General features: G+C 61.5%; 11 protein-coding genes and 2 pseudogenes. 6 read left to right on the top strand and 7 right to left on the bottom strand.

From position 1 onward, the window contains the following. Positions 1–391 precede the first annotated feature (391 nt). Positions 392–1,768 (bottom strand): ABC transporter substrate-binding protein, encoded by a 1,377-nt coding sequence (locus ACFXS9_RS01365; protein WP_392684280.1) that lies wholly within the window; start codon positions 1,766–1,768, stop codon positions 392–394. Between the two features lie 430 nt (positions 1,769–2,198). Between ACFXS9_RS01365 and ACFXS9_RS01360 the strand changes: the two are divergent. The 5 genes and pseudogenes from ACFXS9_RS01360 to ACFXS9_RS01340 all read left to right on the top strand — a co-directional run. Further along, a pseudogene (locus ACFXS9_RS01360) lies at positions 2,199–2,456 on the top strand (CHASE3 domain-containing protein); the annotation flags it as partial. 189 nt (positions 2,457–2,645) lie between these two features. Next, positions 2,646–4,199, top strand: a pseudogene (locus ACFXS9_RS01355) (PAS domain S-box protein); the annotation flags it as partial. 509 nt (positions 4,200–4,708) lie between these two features. Beyond that, on the top strand, positions 4,709–5,185 hold the full coding sequence (locus ACFXS9_RS01350; protein WP_392684277.1) for a hypothetical protein: 477 nt from the start codon (positions 4,709–4,711) through the stop codon (positions 5,183–5,185). Between the two features lie 246 nt (positions 5,186–5,431). After that, complete coding sequence (locus tag ACFXS9_RS01345) at positions 5,432–6,721, top strand: serine hydrolase domain-containing protein (protein WP_392684274.1); 1,290 nt, start codon at positions 5,432–5,434, stop codon at positions 6,719–6,721. Between the two features lie 36 nt (positions 6,722–6,757). Continuing rightward, positions 6,758–7,237 (top strand): Crp/Fnr family transcriptional regulator, encoded by a 480-nt coding sequence (locus tag ACFXS9_RS01340; RefSeq protein WP_392684271.1) that lies wholly within the window; start codon positions 6,758–6,760, stop codon positions 7,235–7,237. 66 nt (positions 7,238–7,303) lie between these two features. Here the strand turns inward: ACFXS9_RS01340 and ACFXS9_RS01335 are convergent, their stop codons facing one another. The 5 genes from ACFXS9_RS01335 to ACFXS9_RS01315 all read right to left on the bottom strand — a co-directional run bounded on the left by ACFXS9_RS01335 (position 7,304) and on the right by ACFXS9_RS01315 (position 12,474). Then, positions 7,304–7,918 carry a L,D-transpeptidase gene (locus ACFXS9_RS01335; protein WP_392687166.1) on the bottom strand — a complete coding sequence of 205 codons (615 nt, stop codon included), beginning with the start codon at positions 7,916–7,918 and terminating at the stop codon, positions 7,304–7,306. Between the two features lie 141 nt (positions 7,919–8,059). Beyond that, the gene (locus tag ACFXS9_RS01330) at positions 8,060–8,191 is read right to left on the bottom strand and encodes a hypothetical protein (protein WP_392684268.1); all 132 of its coding nucleotides are present in this window, start codon (positions 8,189–8,191) and stop codon (positions 8,060–8,062) included. Positions 8,192–8,245: 54 nt separating this feature from the next. Beyond that, complete coding sequence (locus ACFXS9_RS01325; RefSeq protein WP_392684265.1) at positions 8,246–9,466, bottom strand: vanadium-dependent haloperoxidase; 1,221 nt, start codon at positions 9,464–9,466, stop codon at positions 8,246–8,248. A gap of 626 nt (positions 9,467–10,092) precedes the next feature. Further along, positions 10,093–11,052 carry an EamA family transporter gene (locus tag ACFXS9_RS01320; RefSeq protein WP_392684263.1) on the bottom strand — a complete coding sequence of 320 codons (960 nt, stop codon included), beginning with the start codon at positions 11,050–11,052 and terminating at the stop codon, positions 10,093–10,095. Positions 11,053–11,235: 183 nt separating this feature from the next. Further along, positions 11,236–12,474, bottom strand: a complete 1,239-nt coding sequence (locus ACFXS9_RS01315; RefSeq protein ID WP_392684260.1) for a vanadium-dependent haloperoxidase — start codon at positions 12,472–12,474, stop codon at positions 11,236–11,238. A gap of 251 nt (positions 12,475–12,725) precedes the next feature. Between ACFXS9_RS01315 and ACFXS9_RS01310 the strand changes: the two genes are divergently transcribed. Then, positions 12,726–13,772, top strand: coding sequence for a cyclase family protein (locus tag ACFXS9_RS01310; protein WP_392684257.1), 1,047 nt, complete (start codon positions 12,726–12,728; stop codon positions 13,770–13,772). Positions 13,773–13,956: 184 nt separating this feature from the next. Here ACFXS9_RS01310 and ACFXS9_RS01305 read toward each other — a convergent pair whose 3' ends face one another. After that, complete coding sequence (locus ACFXS9_RS01305; RefSeq protein WP_392684254.1) at positions 13,957–15,321, bottom strand: phosphatase PAP2 family protein; 1,365 nt, start codon at positions 15,319–15,321, stop codon at positions 13,957–13,959. Positions 15,322–15,372: the final 51 nt, after the last annotated feature.

The raw sequence follows: 15,372 nt of genomic DNA, 5'->3' as shown, positions 1-15,372 counted from the left end.
TGGTTTGTTTGTTGGGCCGAATTGTCTCGCGACCCTTGCAAGGGGATATTCTGGTGGCAGAGCCTCATAGGGTCAGGAGTTCGAGATAGATGGCATGGACCGGCTGAACTACCGTCGAAAGGAGACGGCAGCACGTCTTGTCGCCTGCGTGAGAAGTTGTTTTCGAGAAGGGCGCCATTCGGCGCAGGGCGGCACAGGCCGTTATCGTCAGGATTTGCCTGCCCCGTATTGCGCCCGGCGATGTCGGTGCAGTGCACCATGACACGTCCCTCGATGCACGCCATTAGTTGACTGGATTGTTGTTTTTTTGTGGAGCGCCGTCGGCAGTGGCAACCGTGAGCTGAAGTCCCGGTTCACGCGGTCGCCACGCACGGAAGCGCCGTCGGCTCCGCTATCCGCGGATCGCCGCATTGGCCTTCTCGGCGGCATTGGTCATCGCAATCCTTGCCGGTCGTGCACCCGAGACCACTTCATTCACGCCGATCATGAAGGCGTCCAGGATCGGCCTCGAGAGCGGATGGAAAAGGATCGCCTTGGCGCGGTCGACATCGGCATTCTGCAAGTTGGTCAGCGCGGCCTCCGCGGCTTGGGCGCCGAATGCCTTCTTGAAGTCTTCGCTCGACCACGCCGACACACGTGTCGTCGCCAGCCCCGCTGCGGCGGTCCGCAGCGAGGTAGGCTTGCTTGTCGCCCACAGCAGAAACAAAAAAGCCGCCCGCTTGTGTCGTGATCTGGAATTGATGCAAGCCTGCCAGTGCGACATGAAGGGCACGGACTTGCGACCGGCGACATTGGGAAAGGCGGCAAACACCGCTTGCCTCGCAACGAGGCTTTTTGCTGGATTGGAGATGTCGGTAGCGAAGTTGCTGCTGTCGATCGCCATCGCCGTCTTGCGCTGAAGAAAGTCGTCCAGCACGTGGTACCATTCGTAGCCGCTCACACCGCGAGACCCGGCTTGACGGAGCAGTTGACCGAACATCTCGATGGACGCGATGGCCTCGGGGCTCGCGAAAGCGGCCTTGTTGTCCTTGACCATGTCGCCGCCGTAGGAGAACACGAAGCTCATGGCCGGCACGGACGAATTGCCGCCGGCCTGCGCCCGCATGGCGATCCCGGACATTTCACTGGTCTTGATTGCGTTGGCGGTGGCGAGCAGCTCATCAAAAGTCCGGGGAACAGGCAGATTCTTGGCTGCAAGCGCATCGCCGTTGATGAACAGGGTCACCGCCTCGGAAGTGATCGGGAAGGCGTAGCGTTCGGCGTCCCGCCACAACGGAAAGGCTCGGGCTGTCTTGAGAAGGTCGCTCTCGTCATACCAGCCGAGATCGGTCAGCGATTTGTCGGAATAATACGCGTTCAGCGGCTCGAGCCATCCTTGCGAAATGCCCTGGCCATAGGTCGTGTACATGAAGACGTCGGGCGTGCTGCTGCCTCGCGCGAGCTGGATCGGTAGTGCGCCCAGATACGTGGTCTCCAGTCGGAAGTCGGTAACGACGCTGATACCCGTGAGCTTGGTGAAGTCCCACAAAAGCGGAGTGATCGCGTTCGACCAGGGATGGATCGCGCCCGCGAGCGTGATCGTCTCCCCCGCAAATTGTTTCCAATTTATCGCAGCGTTGGCATAGCTCGCGGCGACATCCTCTGCGACACCCCACCGCGGCAGCATGGCGAGGGCCGGCAAGGCTACCCCCGCGGCGCCCAATCCCTTGACGAAGCTGCGCCGGCTAGCCGGTCCTCGACCGTGTGGCGACTTTTCACCCGGAGCCATGAGGATCGCTCCTGCCTGAGGGCAGTCCTTCACAAGACGCGAGCGGGCGTCCCGTGACGTTCTGGCCTTGCGAGAGAACTGACGGGCTGCCTGAGCCGGTGTAGTCTATGCGGCCGAGCATGCCGGTTCCCACTTCGTCTACGCGGGTCTGGCTGTGTCTCCATTATACAAGCAATACTTTGCGTCGGCATCACAAAACAGCGCTCTCGCGAGCATCTAAGGCCCAGGCCATGTCAGTCCCTCTGAGCCAGTCCTCTCGGCGCTTTGCTCGTCCGCTGACGCTCGTGGTCGCGGTGCTCCTGCCTGTGGTTGCCGCGACCGGGCTTCTCGCCATCCAGTATCGTCAGGATCGACAAGCGGCAGATTTTGCGCACGAGCGCAGCCGCCAGGTGCTGGAGACTCTGGATCGGCTGCGGGGGTCATCGCCGACGTGGAGGCCCAAAGACGCGGGTATCTGCTGACTCTCGACCCCTCATATCTCAAGGCTTACGGCGTCTCAGACGAGAGCGTACGACGAGACGCGCAGGCGCTCCAAGCTCTGGTCGCGAACGATCCATTGCAGAACCATCGTGCCGGTCATCTGGCGCTGACAGTTGCAGCAAAGCTGCGTGAGATCGATGACATCGTCAAGACGGCCAGCACCTCCGGGCAGGCGGCGCTGGCGATGATCCGCAGCCTGGACGAGATAAGGTCGCAAATCGACCAGATGGTGGACCACGAGCGTTTCCTGCTCGTGGATCACGAGAAGCGCGCCGAGGCACTCGAACAACGCAAGGCCTGGCTGATCGCTACGGCCATCGTCATTGTCGCAGCACTGGCAGTGGCGGGGTTGGCGCTTGCACGGCGCGAAGCAATAAGGCGGCGTAAGGCGATCGCGGAGAACATCGCGCTCCACGGCGATCTCCTGGCGCGTGACAAGAAGATCCGGCGGCTGGTCGACGCCAACATCGTTGGCATCATCATTTGGGATCTCGAAGGTCGCATTCTCGAGGCCAACGACGCGTTTCTCCGTATGTTGGGTTATAACCGGGAGGATCTTGCCTCGGGTTGCCTCAGCCGGACTGACCTCACGCCGGTGGAATGGCACGACCGCGATTCACGCACGGTGGCGGAGCTGAAGCGGAAGGGGACCGTCCAGCCATTCGAGAAGGAGTATTTTCGAAAGGACGGCAGTCGCGTGCCCGTGCTGCTCGGCGGGGTGATGTTCGAACAAAGCCCAGATCAAGGTGTTAGTTTTGTCCTCGATCTGACCGAGCGCAAGCGGGCGGAAGAGGCGCTGCGGCAGAGCGAGGAACGCTTTCGCACCCTCGTGCAGTTCTCCTTCGACGTGTACTGGGAGACTGATGCCCAACATCGCTTCACTCACCAGGAGTTCGCGGAAAGCCTTGCCGACGCGCCGACGCCGGGCTCCGAGATCGGCAAGACCCGTTGGGAAGTGCCTTACCTGGAGCCGGATGAAGAGGCCTGGCGCAAGCACCGGGAGACGCTCGATGCCCACCTGCCGTTTCGCGATTTTGAGCTTGCGCGAGCTGGTCCCGACGGCAGCAAGCGCTACGTGTCCGTCTCCGGGCTGCCGGTGTTTGACAATACGGGGCGCTTCGTCGGCTACCGCGGCGTCGGGCGGCACATCACCGAACGCAGGCGGGCCGAAGAAGCCTTGCGCGCCATGCAGGCGGAACTCGCGCACACCAATCGCGTCACCACGATGGGTCAATTGACGGCCTCGATTGCACATGAGGTCAACCAGCCGATCGCGGCGACGGTTACCAATGCCGGGGCTGCCCTGCGCTGGCTTGGCGCTCAACCGCCCAATCTCGGCGAGGTTCGCGATTCCCTTCGTCGTATCGTCGAGGACGGCAAGCGCGCCGGCAACGTCATCGACGGGATCCGGGCCCTCATCAACAAGGTGCCGCCGCGGAACGATCGGTTCGACCTCAATGAAGCCATCCTCGAAATGGTCGTGCTGACCCGGAGCGAAATGCTCAAGCATGGCATCTTGCTGCAGACCGACCTCGCGCCGGGCTTGCCTATGGTGAAAGGCGATCGCACTCAACTGCAGCAGGTGATTCTGAACCTGATCCTCAATGCCATTGAAGCCATGGACGACAGCGACGAGCGGACACGCGAGCTACGGATCAACAGCGAGAGGGAGGCCGCGGGCGGCGTACTCGTCACGGTTCGCGATTCCGGCCCGGGCCTGGCCCCGGCGGATGTCGAGCGCGTGTTCCAGGCCTTCTATACGACGAAGGCGAAGGGCATGGGCATGGGCCTCGCGATCTGCCGGTCGATGGTCGAGGCTCACGGAGGACGGATGTGGGCGAGCGCGAACCAACCTCGGGGCGCCGTGTTTCAATTTTCCCTGCCGCTGGAACAAGACGAGAGCGTTCAACCCCGGCAGATCCGGGTCCAATCCGGCCGCGTGAGGTTGTAGGTTGCGAGAAGCAAAAGTGAACCGTTCGTGGCTGGAGCAAGTGTCCCTGCGCTATGCTCGGAAAGGCCGCAATGGGGCGTAGTCTGCAAAGGTAGGCGAGCAGAAAGTTGCCCAACCTTGACGTCCAGCACTTTGGCTGGGGTATCAGCGACAAGCCGCGCAGAACGTTGGTCAGCGAATTCGGTCTTGCAATGCACGTCGAGTCGCGACGCGGCATGAGACACACGCAATATCCTGGTTGATTTCGGTTTTACGCCGGAAGCCCTTTTCAGGGGTTCAATGTCGGTTCCACCGGGGTTCCGGACTATGGTGAAGGGCGGCTTCGACATGGGATTTGCCCTGCCTCCGGCTGGCGAAGATCACGAAGATCAAACGCTGAACCTTTCTTCTGTCCCTAAGACCCATAGTTGTGTCCGAGCCTGCGCGCTGGACGATCTCCAAAACGTCAGCCGCTGGCGGGGCACGGCAAGCATCCCGTTTTTCAGTTCCAGCAAACGCAGGAGGAGCATATGCGCAAGTGTCTCGCCGTTTTCCTTTCTGGCGTGGCTCTGGTCACTGCGGCGTCGACCGCTCTTGCCGGAGAGCAGGTGCTCGAGTTCAAGCTCGTCACTAAGCCGATCGACTACAAGATAACAGAGGCAGCAAACATCGAAGGCCAGTCAGTCGCGTCCGGCAGACTGTTTGGCGTCGCCGTCTTCAAGGATGGCCGTATCGGGGTGAAAGAGTTCGTCAATTCCTCGGACTTGCTCAAAGGCTCGGGATCCTTCTTCGGCTACAGCACCTACGCGTTCGAGGATGGCTCGATCACGGCGCGTTACACCGGCTCGGTCAAAGACGGCCGGTCAACTGGCGAATATACGATCCTCTCGGGCACGGGTGCCTATGCGAACGCTACGGGCACCGGCACTATCGAAAGCGCGCCGAACCCGTTCAAGGGCGTCAACCTCTTGAACATAAAGCTGGTCGTCAAAACGCCCGGTACGTAAGAGGCCCTACACACAGACGCGCCTCCGCAACCCAAGTGCCGTGAGGCGCGTCTTTGCTCATGCAGCCGTGCCCGTAACATGGCTCAATGACCTCGATGATTTATGAGGTTTGCCCCCTGTCAAGCGAGGATCTGGGGAAATTGGGGAGCCCCGCGAATGTCTCTATAGGCCACGCCCGAGACATTGCTCTCGGTCTCGAGTAGCTGCAGAATGGCGGCGTCAGAACAGGTCCACGGGAGGGATATCATGATCTCACGTCGTCTTGTCATCCGACTGCTTGCGGCCGCAGTAATAGCTTTCGCGCTCAGCCCCGTCCCGGTGGCCCTGGCTTTTTCGCCCGAGGCGCGCAACGCCAAACTCGATGAAACCCTTCGGGGATTGGTCGAAGGCCGCAGCACTCCGGGTATCGTGGTGCTGATCCTCCAAGACGGCCGCCCGGTCTACAGCCGCAGCGTCGGCGTTCGCGAGGTTGGGAGTACCGCGCCCATCGGCGCAAACGACGTGTTCCGAGTTGCCTCAATGACGAAGGCTGTCACCTCAGTGGCGGCGATGATCCTTGTCGAGCAGGGCAAGATTGGCCTGGATGATCCGGTTAGCCGCTTCCTCCCCGAGTTCACCAAGCTGCGGGTGCGAGGGCCCGGCGGCACCGAGGAGCAGGCGAACAGGCCCCCGACCATCCGCGAACTGCTCACCCATACCGCGGGGCTCTCGTATAATTTCATCAATAATCCTCGGCTTGTGGATGCATATCGCGACGCGCGCGTGACCGACGGGCTAGATCAGCCCGAAGTAACCACCGCTGATGCAATGCAGCGTCTCGCCTCCGTTCCGCTTGGCTATCAGCCTGGCACGAGCTGGGAATACTCGCTTGCGACGGACGTGCTCGGCGCCGTCATCGAGAAGGTGACAGGAAACAGCCTGGAATCCTTTGTCACCGAGCGCATTGCAAAGCCCTTGCGCATCGAGAGCTTTGTGTTCAACGCGCCTGAGACCGTTCGCTCACGCTTTCCGCAGGTGACGCGACCCGCACAGGTCACCGGCGCACTCGGCACAGGCTACGTTTCCGTGACGGGACCTGAGGCAGTGCCGTTCCCACCCACCAAGGGCACTGCCAGCCTCGACCCGAACCGCGCCTTCTCTCCGACGGCGTACAATTCCGGCGGCGCCGGCATGAGTGCCACTATCGGTGACTACGTGCGGTTCTTGCAGATGCTGCTGAACGAGGGCGAGCTTGACGGCGCGCGGGTGCTCCGTGCCGAGACGGTCCGGCAGATGACGCAGAACGCGACCGGCAACATGCCGACGATTCGAGGGCCGGGTTGGGGCTTCACGCTGGGCTTTGGGATCCTAACTGATCCCGCCGCAGCCAAGAGCCGTCTTCCGGCCGGTAGCTATGGATGGGGCGGCATCTATGGCACGCAGTTTTGGATCGATCCGACAAACCGCGTCATCGGCGTAGTCATGACCCAGACGGCGATTATTGGCTCCGGCCCAATTTCGAATGCTGTCCGGGAGGCGTTCTATGCGGCCGATTGAAGATTCGATACCAAGTTAGGAATCGCTCGGCACCCGATGGCTGTCAGCTCCCCCGATCTGAAAGCGTTCTTGCTCACCACACCTTTCTTTGGTGGCCTTTCAGATGCAGGCCTCGATCTCCTGATCTCGATGCTGGTCGAGCGCCGGTTCAACGCCGGTGCCACTGTCGTAGCGGAAGGAGAGGCGGGGCGCTCCATGTTCATTGTTCACTCTGGCCAGCTCGTGGTGAGCAAGCTAGCGGATGCCGGACGCGTCATTCGCATGGCGGATCTCGGGCCCGGTGATTTCTTCGGCGAAATGACGCTTATCGAAATGCAGAACCGGTCAGCCACCGTCGTCGCGGAGAGTCCAACGGTGCTGTACGAACTCACGGCACAAAAGCTCTACACGTGCTACAAGAGCGACATCCATGCGTATGTGATGGTAATGCAGAATATCAACCGCGAGCTTTGTCGGCGGCTCCGCCGCGCCGACGACCGCATTGCCAAGCTGCAGATGCTTCACGCGCGTCAATGACGCGCGCGGCGTGGGTGGGACGAAAAACTGCGAACGGCGCAGTGGCGCCTCACGCTGCGCAACTCGCTACGCACTCCGGCCCGGCGGGAGGACGACGACGATCGCGCCCAGCTTCACCCGGTTGACGAGATCGATGACGTCTTCGTTGAGCATGCGGATGCAGCCGGACGAGATGGCCTGACCGATATATTCCGGCTGGTTGGTGCCATGGATGCGGTACAGGGTGTCCTTGTTGCCTTCGTAAAGATAGATTGCCCGCGCGCCCAGCGGATTGGCCGGACCTCCGGGAACGCGCTTCGGGTAGGGGCCGAGCCGCGCCTGGATCTCCGCGGTCGGGATCCAATCCGGCCATTCAGCCAAGCGGCCAACGGTTGCAACGCCAGACCAGGCCAGCGCTTCCTCTCCCACCGTCACGCCGTAGCGGATCGCCTTGCCTCCCGGCAGGACGTAGTACAGATACTTGGCGTTGGTATCGACCAGGATGGTGCCCGGCAGCTCTTTGCGCGTGTAGTCGACAATATGCCGGCGATAAGTCTCCGGAATGCTCGCCTGCGCATAAGGCGCGTGAGCGAGCAACTGCCGGTCCCTTGGGGTCAAACTGGCCGTCGATGACGGCGCAACCGTCGCTTGCATGCAGCCGCCGAGCAGCCCTACCAGTAACAACGCGAGCCCACGCCCCATCATCGCGTGTCCTCCTAGAGTTGTGTGTCGCAATTTGTTGCTCAAAAAGTGTAGAAATCAAGGCGTCGTGTGACGATAACCTGTCCCGCAGCAAGAACGCTCGGAGCAGGTGGCTCAGCGACCGGATCAGCCGAGGGCCATTCAATCCCGGTGCGCCGCTTCCCAATCCTTTGCGGCCTTCACCAACTCTTCGAAAGCTGCGCCGCTTTCGAGCAGCGCGCGTTTGAGCGCGGGCTCGAGCGGCTCTTCGTTGCCTGCATCGTCGAGCGGCATCTTGTCCGCACGCACCGTCTTCAATAACCGGGCGATCTCGCCCGCCGCGTGGGCCTACCGCGCCGGCTTCATGTAATTTGCCACCAGATGGTCGGCGATCTTGCGACCCATTGCTTCTCCGACTTCCAGCGAATTGCGAAAATGAATGCCGCCCCAGATGCGCACCTCTTTGTGCTCCTGGGTCATCTGCGCAAAGCTGGTGAATTGGCGCGAAAGGCGCGCGTCGGAAGTGTCGGTCACGGTGAAGTTCTCCGTCCCGGTGCCGAAAACAGCTTCAAGAACGCCTTGCACTGCACCCGCGTTGATCGACGCCTGCGACGGGTACTCGGGATGCATCGGCGTGGTGTTCAGAGGCTGCCAGCCTGCCTCGCGTTCCGTCGCATCGTTGCCGTCCTGGTCGCCGTTGCGGATCGCGGTAATCGGCCGCCAAAAATTGTATTGGAATTTGGCGTCCCAATCGACGATGAAGCAATTGGCGAGAGCCATGGACATCAGTGCAAACACGCGCGCGCTTTCTGCCACAGGGAGGTCGCGACGAGCGGAAGCCTGCCTGGCCGCCTGGAACCATGCGGGCCCGAGGTTGGCTTGCGTCCAGAAGCGCACGGCGTCGGACTGCGCGTCGGTCCGCTTCGCGCTTTTTACCCCACCCATTTCCTTGGTTTCATTGTAATCGCGCGCATAAAGAGCGCTGTTGAGGGCCGGGGGCGCACCCGGGCGGAACTGACTTGCGCTCTCCATGCCCCACGGCTTGGCCGTCGCATATTGAGGGAAGAGCGGCGGGGTGGTCGGCACCCATACGCCAGGCGTGGTGAGCGGGCGGTATGTGTCGGGCGTGTTTGTCGCATCGCCCTGACGTTCGGCGAAAACGGCATCCGCAACTTTTGCGCCTAAGTCAATACCCGCAACCCGCGCAGGGTTGTCGGGAATGGTTTTCATCGTCTCCGCGAAGGCTGCATCGATCCGCTCCTTCTGGCCGGGATACTGACGCATGAGAATTTCGCGGGCAGCCGCCGCAGCGGCAGCCTCGGCCGAGGCGTTCGGGTCAATTGGAAGCTCCGGTATGTAACGTGAATATCGGTTCTGCACCGAGTTGACCGCGTCAGACATGGACACGTTCACCAGAGCCATGCTGCGCGTCCACGGATTACCGCCAACGTTGACCGCCTTCATGACGGCCATTGCGGTGTTGTTCCAATCGGCGATGACGTCCGCGTGGACCGCTGTATTGGCTGAAATTAGTCCCAGGCCGACGATTGCAGCTTTCAGTACGTTCATCGTTGCCTCCTTCGAAAAAGGTGGACTTTCAAATGACTGTCAATGTGGTGTGTCGTACCTCCGTATTCATCTTGTCGTGCGCGCAGCCGCATCTGTGCTCCGTCACGCGAAGGCGTCGCCCAACTGCCAAGGGTCCATTGCAACTTTCGCCAAGTCGGCCGATCGCGGCGGCTTAGCGAACGGCGAGCCTATTGCGCAGGCGTATCCGTTGTCGAAGAAGACATCGCGGACCAGCGCTCGTCAAAACTCGCAGTTGGGAGTTCGTTCGCCTCAACCGTGCGGCCATTCGACATGGTCGTGCCGGCGGAGACGGCAATGCTCTCCGTCGAAGGCGAGTGCGACCTCATCGTGGCGGCGGATGCAGCAACAGCGAGCAGAGCGACAGCCACGAACCCAGTTATCGTTCGATGCTTCGTCATCAGAACCTCCTGTGGTCCCGAGAGCCCCTTAGGGTGGGTCAGGGGAACGCCGCGAAGGTTCAACGGCAATTGAGACAAGTTGGATTGAATCGAAAGATCGGACAACGAAGTTGTCCGAAATTCAATGGCCGCTCAGAGCGTGGTCTACCAACGTTCGCGTTGGTGCGCATTCCGGACTGAGGTCGGCAAAGTGCCATGACCGGACGGTCAATGAGACCTCGGCACGCCGGTGTTTTGCCGTCGATCCGCAGTAGATTGCTGTCGAGTCCGCGCATCGGCGCTAGCAAAGTAGAGAAGCGCCGCAACGGAGCCGATCACCAACGTCGCGCCTGTTAAGCTCAGCATCGTAATACGTTCGCCAAGAACCCATGCTCCAAGCATGAGCGCGACGACTGGATTGACGAAGGTGTAAGTGGCGACAACTGGAGCGGACATGCGATCGAGCAGCCACAGGTAGGCTGTGTTCCCGACGACGCTACCGAGGAGCGCCAGATAGAGCATACCCCCGAGTGAAACGATTGAGACCTCGCGAGGCGAGAAGTCGACCCATTCGCCGACCAATTGACTCAGCGTCAACAAGCCAACGCTACCGCAGACAAGTTGCATGCCAGCAAGATCATGAGGCGGAATATGGGCTGCGCGCCTTTGTACGTACACGCTGCCAAGTGCCCAGGACAGAGAGGATACCAGAAGCAAAACAATCATACCGATCGGCAGCGAATTGTGCGTATTCGATGTTTCATTCCATGCGATTAATCCAACGCCAGCCAAACCGGGCACCAGGGCCAAGAGTCTTTTCAAAGCTTCGCTTTGACCGGTTGATACGTTGACAAGCACGATCCAGAACGGAATGGTCGCCAAAAAGATGGCCGATAACCCCGATGGGACATAACGCTGGGCATATGCGAGGGTCCCGTGACATCCGACGAAGAGGAGCGCGCCACTGATTGCAGCGTGCCACCAATCTTCCCGCGGCCGTGGAGTCAATCCCCTCAATTGCGAGAAGGCAAGCAATACAGCGCCACCGAGAATGGAGCGCGCTCCAATCAGGAGCAAAGGGGGGATCGACTGCAAGCCTAGGGCTATTGCTAGATATGTTGCCCCCCATAATAGATAAATGGCGCCGAATGCGCCTATTAATTGGGCTCGGGTTGTGCCTATCGGCATTGATGACCTCTTGCTGTTGGCAACAACAGCATGTCAACGCATCGACAAGCGGAGAGGTTTCCGTTGTTGATAGTGGTCGCCCCGAGGTGAACCGAGAAGTTGCGTTCGTTAAGCGCCACGTTTGGGCATCGGTGAAAGCCCCGGATTCGCATCCGGGGCCTCGCGCGCGGCCGGCTCAAGAGCTCAACGCGTCGGCTTGAGCGTGTTCTCGATCATGTAGGCCGCGACCTTTCGGCCCACGTCTTCGCTGGTGCGGATCGCAAATCTATAGTGCACGCCGCCCCAGACGCGGACATTCTTCTGCTCCTCGGCCATATCGGCCAGGCTGGCGAACTGCCGCGTCCGCTTCGCATCCCGCACATCGATTGCCGTGAAAGGAATGGCCTTCACGGGACCGAACACCGATTCCAGAACCGCCGTCGCGATCGTTGCGTTGATGGTCGCCTGCGAGGGATATTCGGGATGCATCGGCGTCGGGTTGAACGAGGTCCAGCCGGCATCGCGCTCGGTGGCCTCGTTGCCGTCCTGGTCGCCATTGCGGATCGCGGTGACCGGTCGCCAGAGATTGTAGGTGTACTTCGCGTCCCAATTCACGATGTAGGCGTTCGCCAGACTCATGTTGAGCAGGGCGAACAGGCGGGCACATTCGGCGAGTGGCATCTCGTGCTTCATCGCGAGCTCGCGTGCCGCCGCCTGCCATGCCGGGCCGAAATTAATGTTTTCCCAGAATTTAACCGCCTCGGTCTGCTCGGCGGTACGCGTTGTGCTCTTGGTGCCGCCGAGGCTCTTGACCTCGTTGTAGTCTTGCGCCCACTCGTCGCTCGACAGTGCCGGCGGCGGGCCGGGCCGGAACTGGTCGGCACTCCCAAACACCCATGGCTTCGCGCGCGCGTATTGCTCTCGCATCGGCGGCGTGGTCGGCACCCATACCCCTGGGGCAGTGTGCGGCCGATAGGTGTCCGCAGCGTTGGTGCCGTCGTTCGAACGGTCGGCCTGCACGGCGTCGGCGACCGCCATACCCAGCTTGATGCCTTCTGTCTTGGAAGACCCGTCAGGGATCGCCTTGAGCGATGCCGCGTAGGCCTCTTCGATCTTGTCTTTCTTTGCCGGGTAGATCTGAACAAGGATCTGCCGCGCGGCCGTCGCGGCCGCGGCTTCGGCCGACGCGCCAGGCGCAGCCGGAACCGTCGCGACCACGCGGGCGTAGCGGTTCTGCACGGTATTGATCGCATCCGACATCGCAACATGCACCATGGCCAAGGTGCGCAGTCGGGGGTTGTTACCGATGTCGCTGGACACCAGGGTACTGGTGGTCACGTTCCAGTCAGTGACGACATCGGCGTGCGCTGATGCGCCCAACAGCGCAGCAGCGATGATGCCCGGCAGCAAGGTAGCTGCCGACAGTCCTGATACGGATTTCATCGGAAGACTCCGTTTTGCCGCCCACGCGATGGTGTGTTGTTTCACACCAGGTGGGCATGGGCATTTTATTCCTTGTTGTCTCGTCCTGGTGTGAACTAGCTCACCTGTGGGCTATCGGCTTTGCCGCACATGAGCCATCCGCGCGCGATGGAATCGGTCGGCCGGCCCGACCGACAATCTCGTTGATCCCACGGTGAGCTCAGGCCTAGACTGGGCAAGCTGAGCTATCCATGTCGTTCCAGGAGGATTCCATGAAGGTAGTTTCGCGATTCCTGCTCGCCGTGACCGTTCTCGCATTCGCCGCCGGCGGCGGCTATGCGCAGGACGGCGGCATGAAGAAGTGGACAAAAGGAAAAGGGTGGGGCTGGGTCTGGGGCCCTCAGGACGAGGTCGGAAACCTCAACGAGATGACCGATGCATCACGTTTGGCCGCCTTGAAACTCGTGACACAGGGTAAGGTCTACGATCTCGGCCTTCCGTACGACCGCTATTCATACAAATGGCCCGGTCACAGCCCGGGAGAAATCATGAGTTTCCGGTCGCCCGCGGGCGTGAGGAGCCAGAAGGATCTGCCGTTCACTACGCCGGAGGGCGGCAATACGGGCATCACCGCCTGGCATAGCAACGCGATCTTCATGAACGACAACGTGGCGACCCAAATTGATGGACTCGGCCACGTCACGCATGGACCGAAGAACGAGTTCTACAACGGTTTCACGTCCGACGAGTGGGGCGGCGACTTCGGCGTTCGCAAGGCCGACGTGACCACGATCCCGCCGATCGTCGCCCGGGGCGTATTGGTCGACGTTGCGGGCTTCAAGAACGTGGAGGCCCTTCCGTCCTCCTATGAAATCACTGTCGCTGATATCGAGGGCGCGCTGAAGGCGCAGAACGTCGACGTCACCCCCGGCACGGTCGTTCTGCTGCGCACCGGAACCGCGCGCTACTGGGGCGAGAACGGCCGCGACCATGTCAAAATCGGCCAGCACGACTCGGCGGGCATCGGCCTGACAGCCGCGAAGTGGCTCGTCGAGGAGAAGGGCGCGCTTGTGCTCGGTTCCGATACATCCGGGCTCGAATATGGGCCGCCGAAGCCGGCCGACTCTCAGGCCGTTGGCGGCAGCTTCATCCCGGTCCACGTCTATCTGCTCGTCCAGCAGGGCGTCCACATCCTGGAGTTCAATAATCTTGAGCAGCTCGCCGCCGATCGTGTCTACGAGTTCGCCTATATCCTGACCACAAATGCCATCCGCGGTACCGTGGCCGGCACGACGCTGCGGCCGCTCGCCCTCCGTTGAGAAGTTGCGTCCGTTAAGCGCCACATTCGAACATCAGTGAAAGCCCCGGATTTTCATCCGGGGCTCGACGGTGATCAGGTCTTGAGCGCGGTCAGCTCGACCGACGCGATGCGGCCGGCGGAGATGCCGTCGATCATGTTCTGCGCCTTCTGGTCAGGTCCATTTCCTTGGGAGCTGGGCCTGCTCATGGTGCTCGATCGACAAACGCCCGCTCCAAAGTCTTCTCTGCGACCTTGCGGCCAATCGCCTGGCCCGAATCGATGTCGAACCGATAGTGGATGCCGGCCCATATCCGCGCCTCAGCCGCTTCCTTCCCGTGAGCCAGCAGCCGGCCGCGGTCGTGGGGGAAAATGCCGGCCAGCACGGTCGCGGCCGCGGTTGACAGGCAGCCGTGCGCGGCCGGGTAGCTCGGATGATTGGGGGACGGAAAGAGCGGCTTGAAGTCAGGGTCAAGCTGAGATGGCCGGATGTACCAGTAGGCGTACTTGGCATCCCAGCAGGCGATGGCGGCATCGAGGAAGGCGATGTTGAGCGCTGCAAGAGCACGTGCGGCCGCTTGTGGCGACAGGGCCTCGCCGTATTCCAGCAGTTTCAGGCGGGCCGTTTCGTTCCAAAGTGCGTGAGCGCGCGCGCCACCATAGACTTCCCAGTAGATCGCGCGATGGTTCGATTTCGGCGTTCGCGGGAACGCCTTCAGCTCGGCCAAGGCGGCCTTCACCTCATCGGAGTCGAATGCCGGCGGCGGCGATGGACGGAATTCGTCGGCACGCGCCAGGACCCAGGGTTTCCATGTCCCGGCGAGCGGTGCGATCGGATTTGCAGCTTTCCAGCGGCCCGGTCCTTCGGGCACGCTGCCTGTCCACTTGGCATCGGATTGATCGGATTTGCCCCGGGCGATGGCCAAGGCCGCGATCCTCTGTCCGATCGCGCGTCCGGCGATCACATCGCTGGGGTACTCGACTCCAGCCAGCAGGCGCGCTTGCATCGCCTCCTCGGCTGTCGCGGCAAAAACACTGGCGCGAGCTGGGAAGATGTACCCAAGCACCTCGGCTGCAGCCGTCGCAGCGGCCGCGTAGTCGGACGGGAAGGATGACCCAGCCGCAGCCCGGATGGGTGTCTTGACCGATGGATCAGCCGCGACCAGGGGAGGCCGGGTTGCGGATTTCCTATGATACCAAGAAGCCGCCACGGCGTCGTCCAAGGCGGCGTGGAAGAGCGCGAGATGACGCGCTGCCAGAGGAAGGGTAACGAAGTTGTCGAGCAACTCGTCGAGGATGATCTCGTTCCAGCGATAGACCGGGCCCCCGGCCGCCCACCAGTGAAAGCGGGCAACATCCTCGGGCGTACGCTTCGCCACGATCGCTTCGATTTCCGTGAGCTCGGCCGCCGCATTTTTCGGCGGGGCGGGCACGTCAATCTCACCATATGACTTCACGAGCCACCCCTCGGCGCGAGGTACCAGCTGCGCAACCGTAGCGGCGGAACGAGCCGGTTGTGAGAGGAGGAGCGCCGCCGTTGCGGCGAACGCAGCGACCATCAGTTTCTGCATCGTCAAACTCCGATAGAAGAGATCCAATACATCGGGAAGACGTGGCCCACG

The organism is Bradyrhizobium sp. RDI18, assembly GCF_043203335.1.
Lineage (GTDB): Bacteria > Pseudomonadota > Alphaproteobacteria > Rhizobiales > Xanthobacteraceae > Bradyrhizobium > Bradyrhizobium retamae.
Note: the sequence above shows the minus strand (reverse complement) of the source record. Positions and strands in the feature narration are given on the sequence as shown.

Bases quoted from the DNA above. Each gene is read 5' to 3' on its own strand.
- ACFXS9_RS01365 (WP_392684280.1), bottom strand. From the start codon at position 1,768: ATGGCTCCGGGTGAAAAGTCGCCACACGGTCGAGGACCGGCTAGCCGG.
- ACFXS9_RS01350 (WP_392684277.1), top strand. From the start codon at position 4,709: ATGCGCAAGTGTCTCGCCGTTTTCCTTTCTGGCGTGGCTCTGGTCACT.
- ACFXS9_RS01345 (WP_392684274.1), top strand. From the start codon at position 5,432: ATGATCTCACGTCGTCTTGTCATCCGACTGCTTGCGGCCGCAGTAATA.
- ACFXS9_RS01340 (WP_392684271.1), top strand. From the start codon at position 6,758: ATGGCTGTCAGCTCCCCCGATCTGAAAGCGTTCTTGCTCACCACACCT.
- ACFXS9_RS01335 (WP_392687166.1), bottom strand. From the start codon at position 7,918: ATGGGGCGTGGGCTCGCGTTGTTACTGGTAGGGCTGCTCGGCGGCTGC.
- ACFXS9_RS01330 (WP_392684268.1), bottom strand. From the start codon at position 8,191: ATGCCGCTCGACGATGCAGGCAACGAAGAGCCGCTCGAGCCCGCGCTC.
- ACFXS9_RS01325 (WP_392684265.1), bottom strand. From the start codon at position 9,466: ATGAACGTACTGAAAGCTGCAATCGTCGGCCTGGGACTAATTTCAGCC.
- ACFXS9_RS01320 (WP_392684263.1), bottom strand. From the start codon at position 11,052: ATGCCGATAGGCACAACCCGAGCCCAATTAATAGGCGCATTCGGCGCC.
- ACFXS9_RS01315 (WP_392684260.1), bottom strand. From the start codon at position 12,474: ATGAAATCCGTATCAGGACTGTCGGCAGCTACCTTGCTGCCGGGCATC.
- ACFXS9_RS01310 (WP_392684257.1), top strand. From the start codon at position 12,726: ATGAAGGTAGTTTCGCGATTCCTGCTCGCCGTGACCGTTCTCGCATTC.
- ACFXS9_RS01305 (WP_392684254.1), bottom strand. From the start codon at position 15,321: ATGCAGAAACTGATGGTCGCTGCGTTCGCCGCAACGGCGGCGCTCCTC.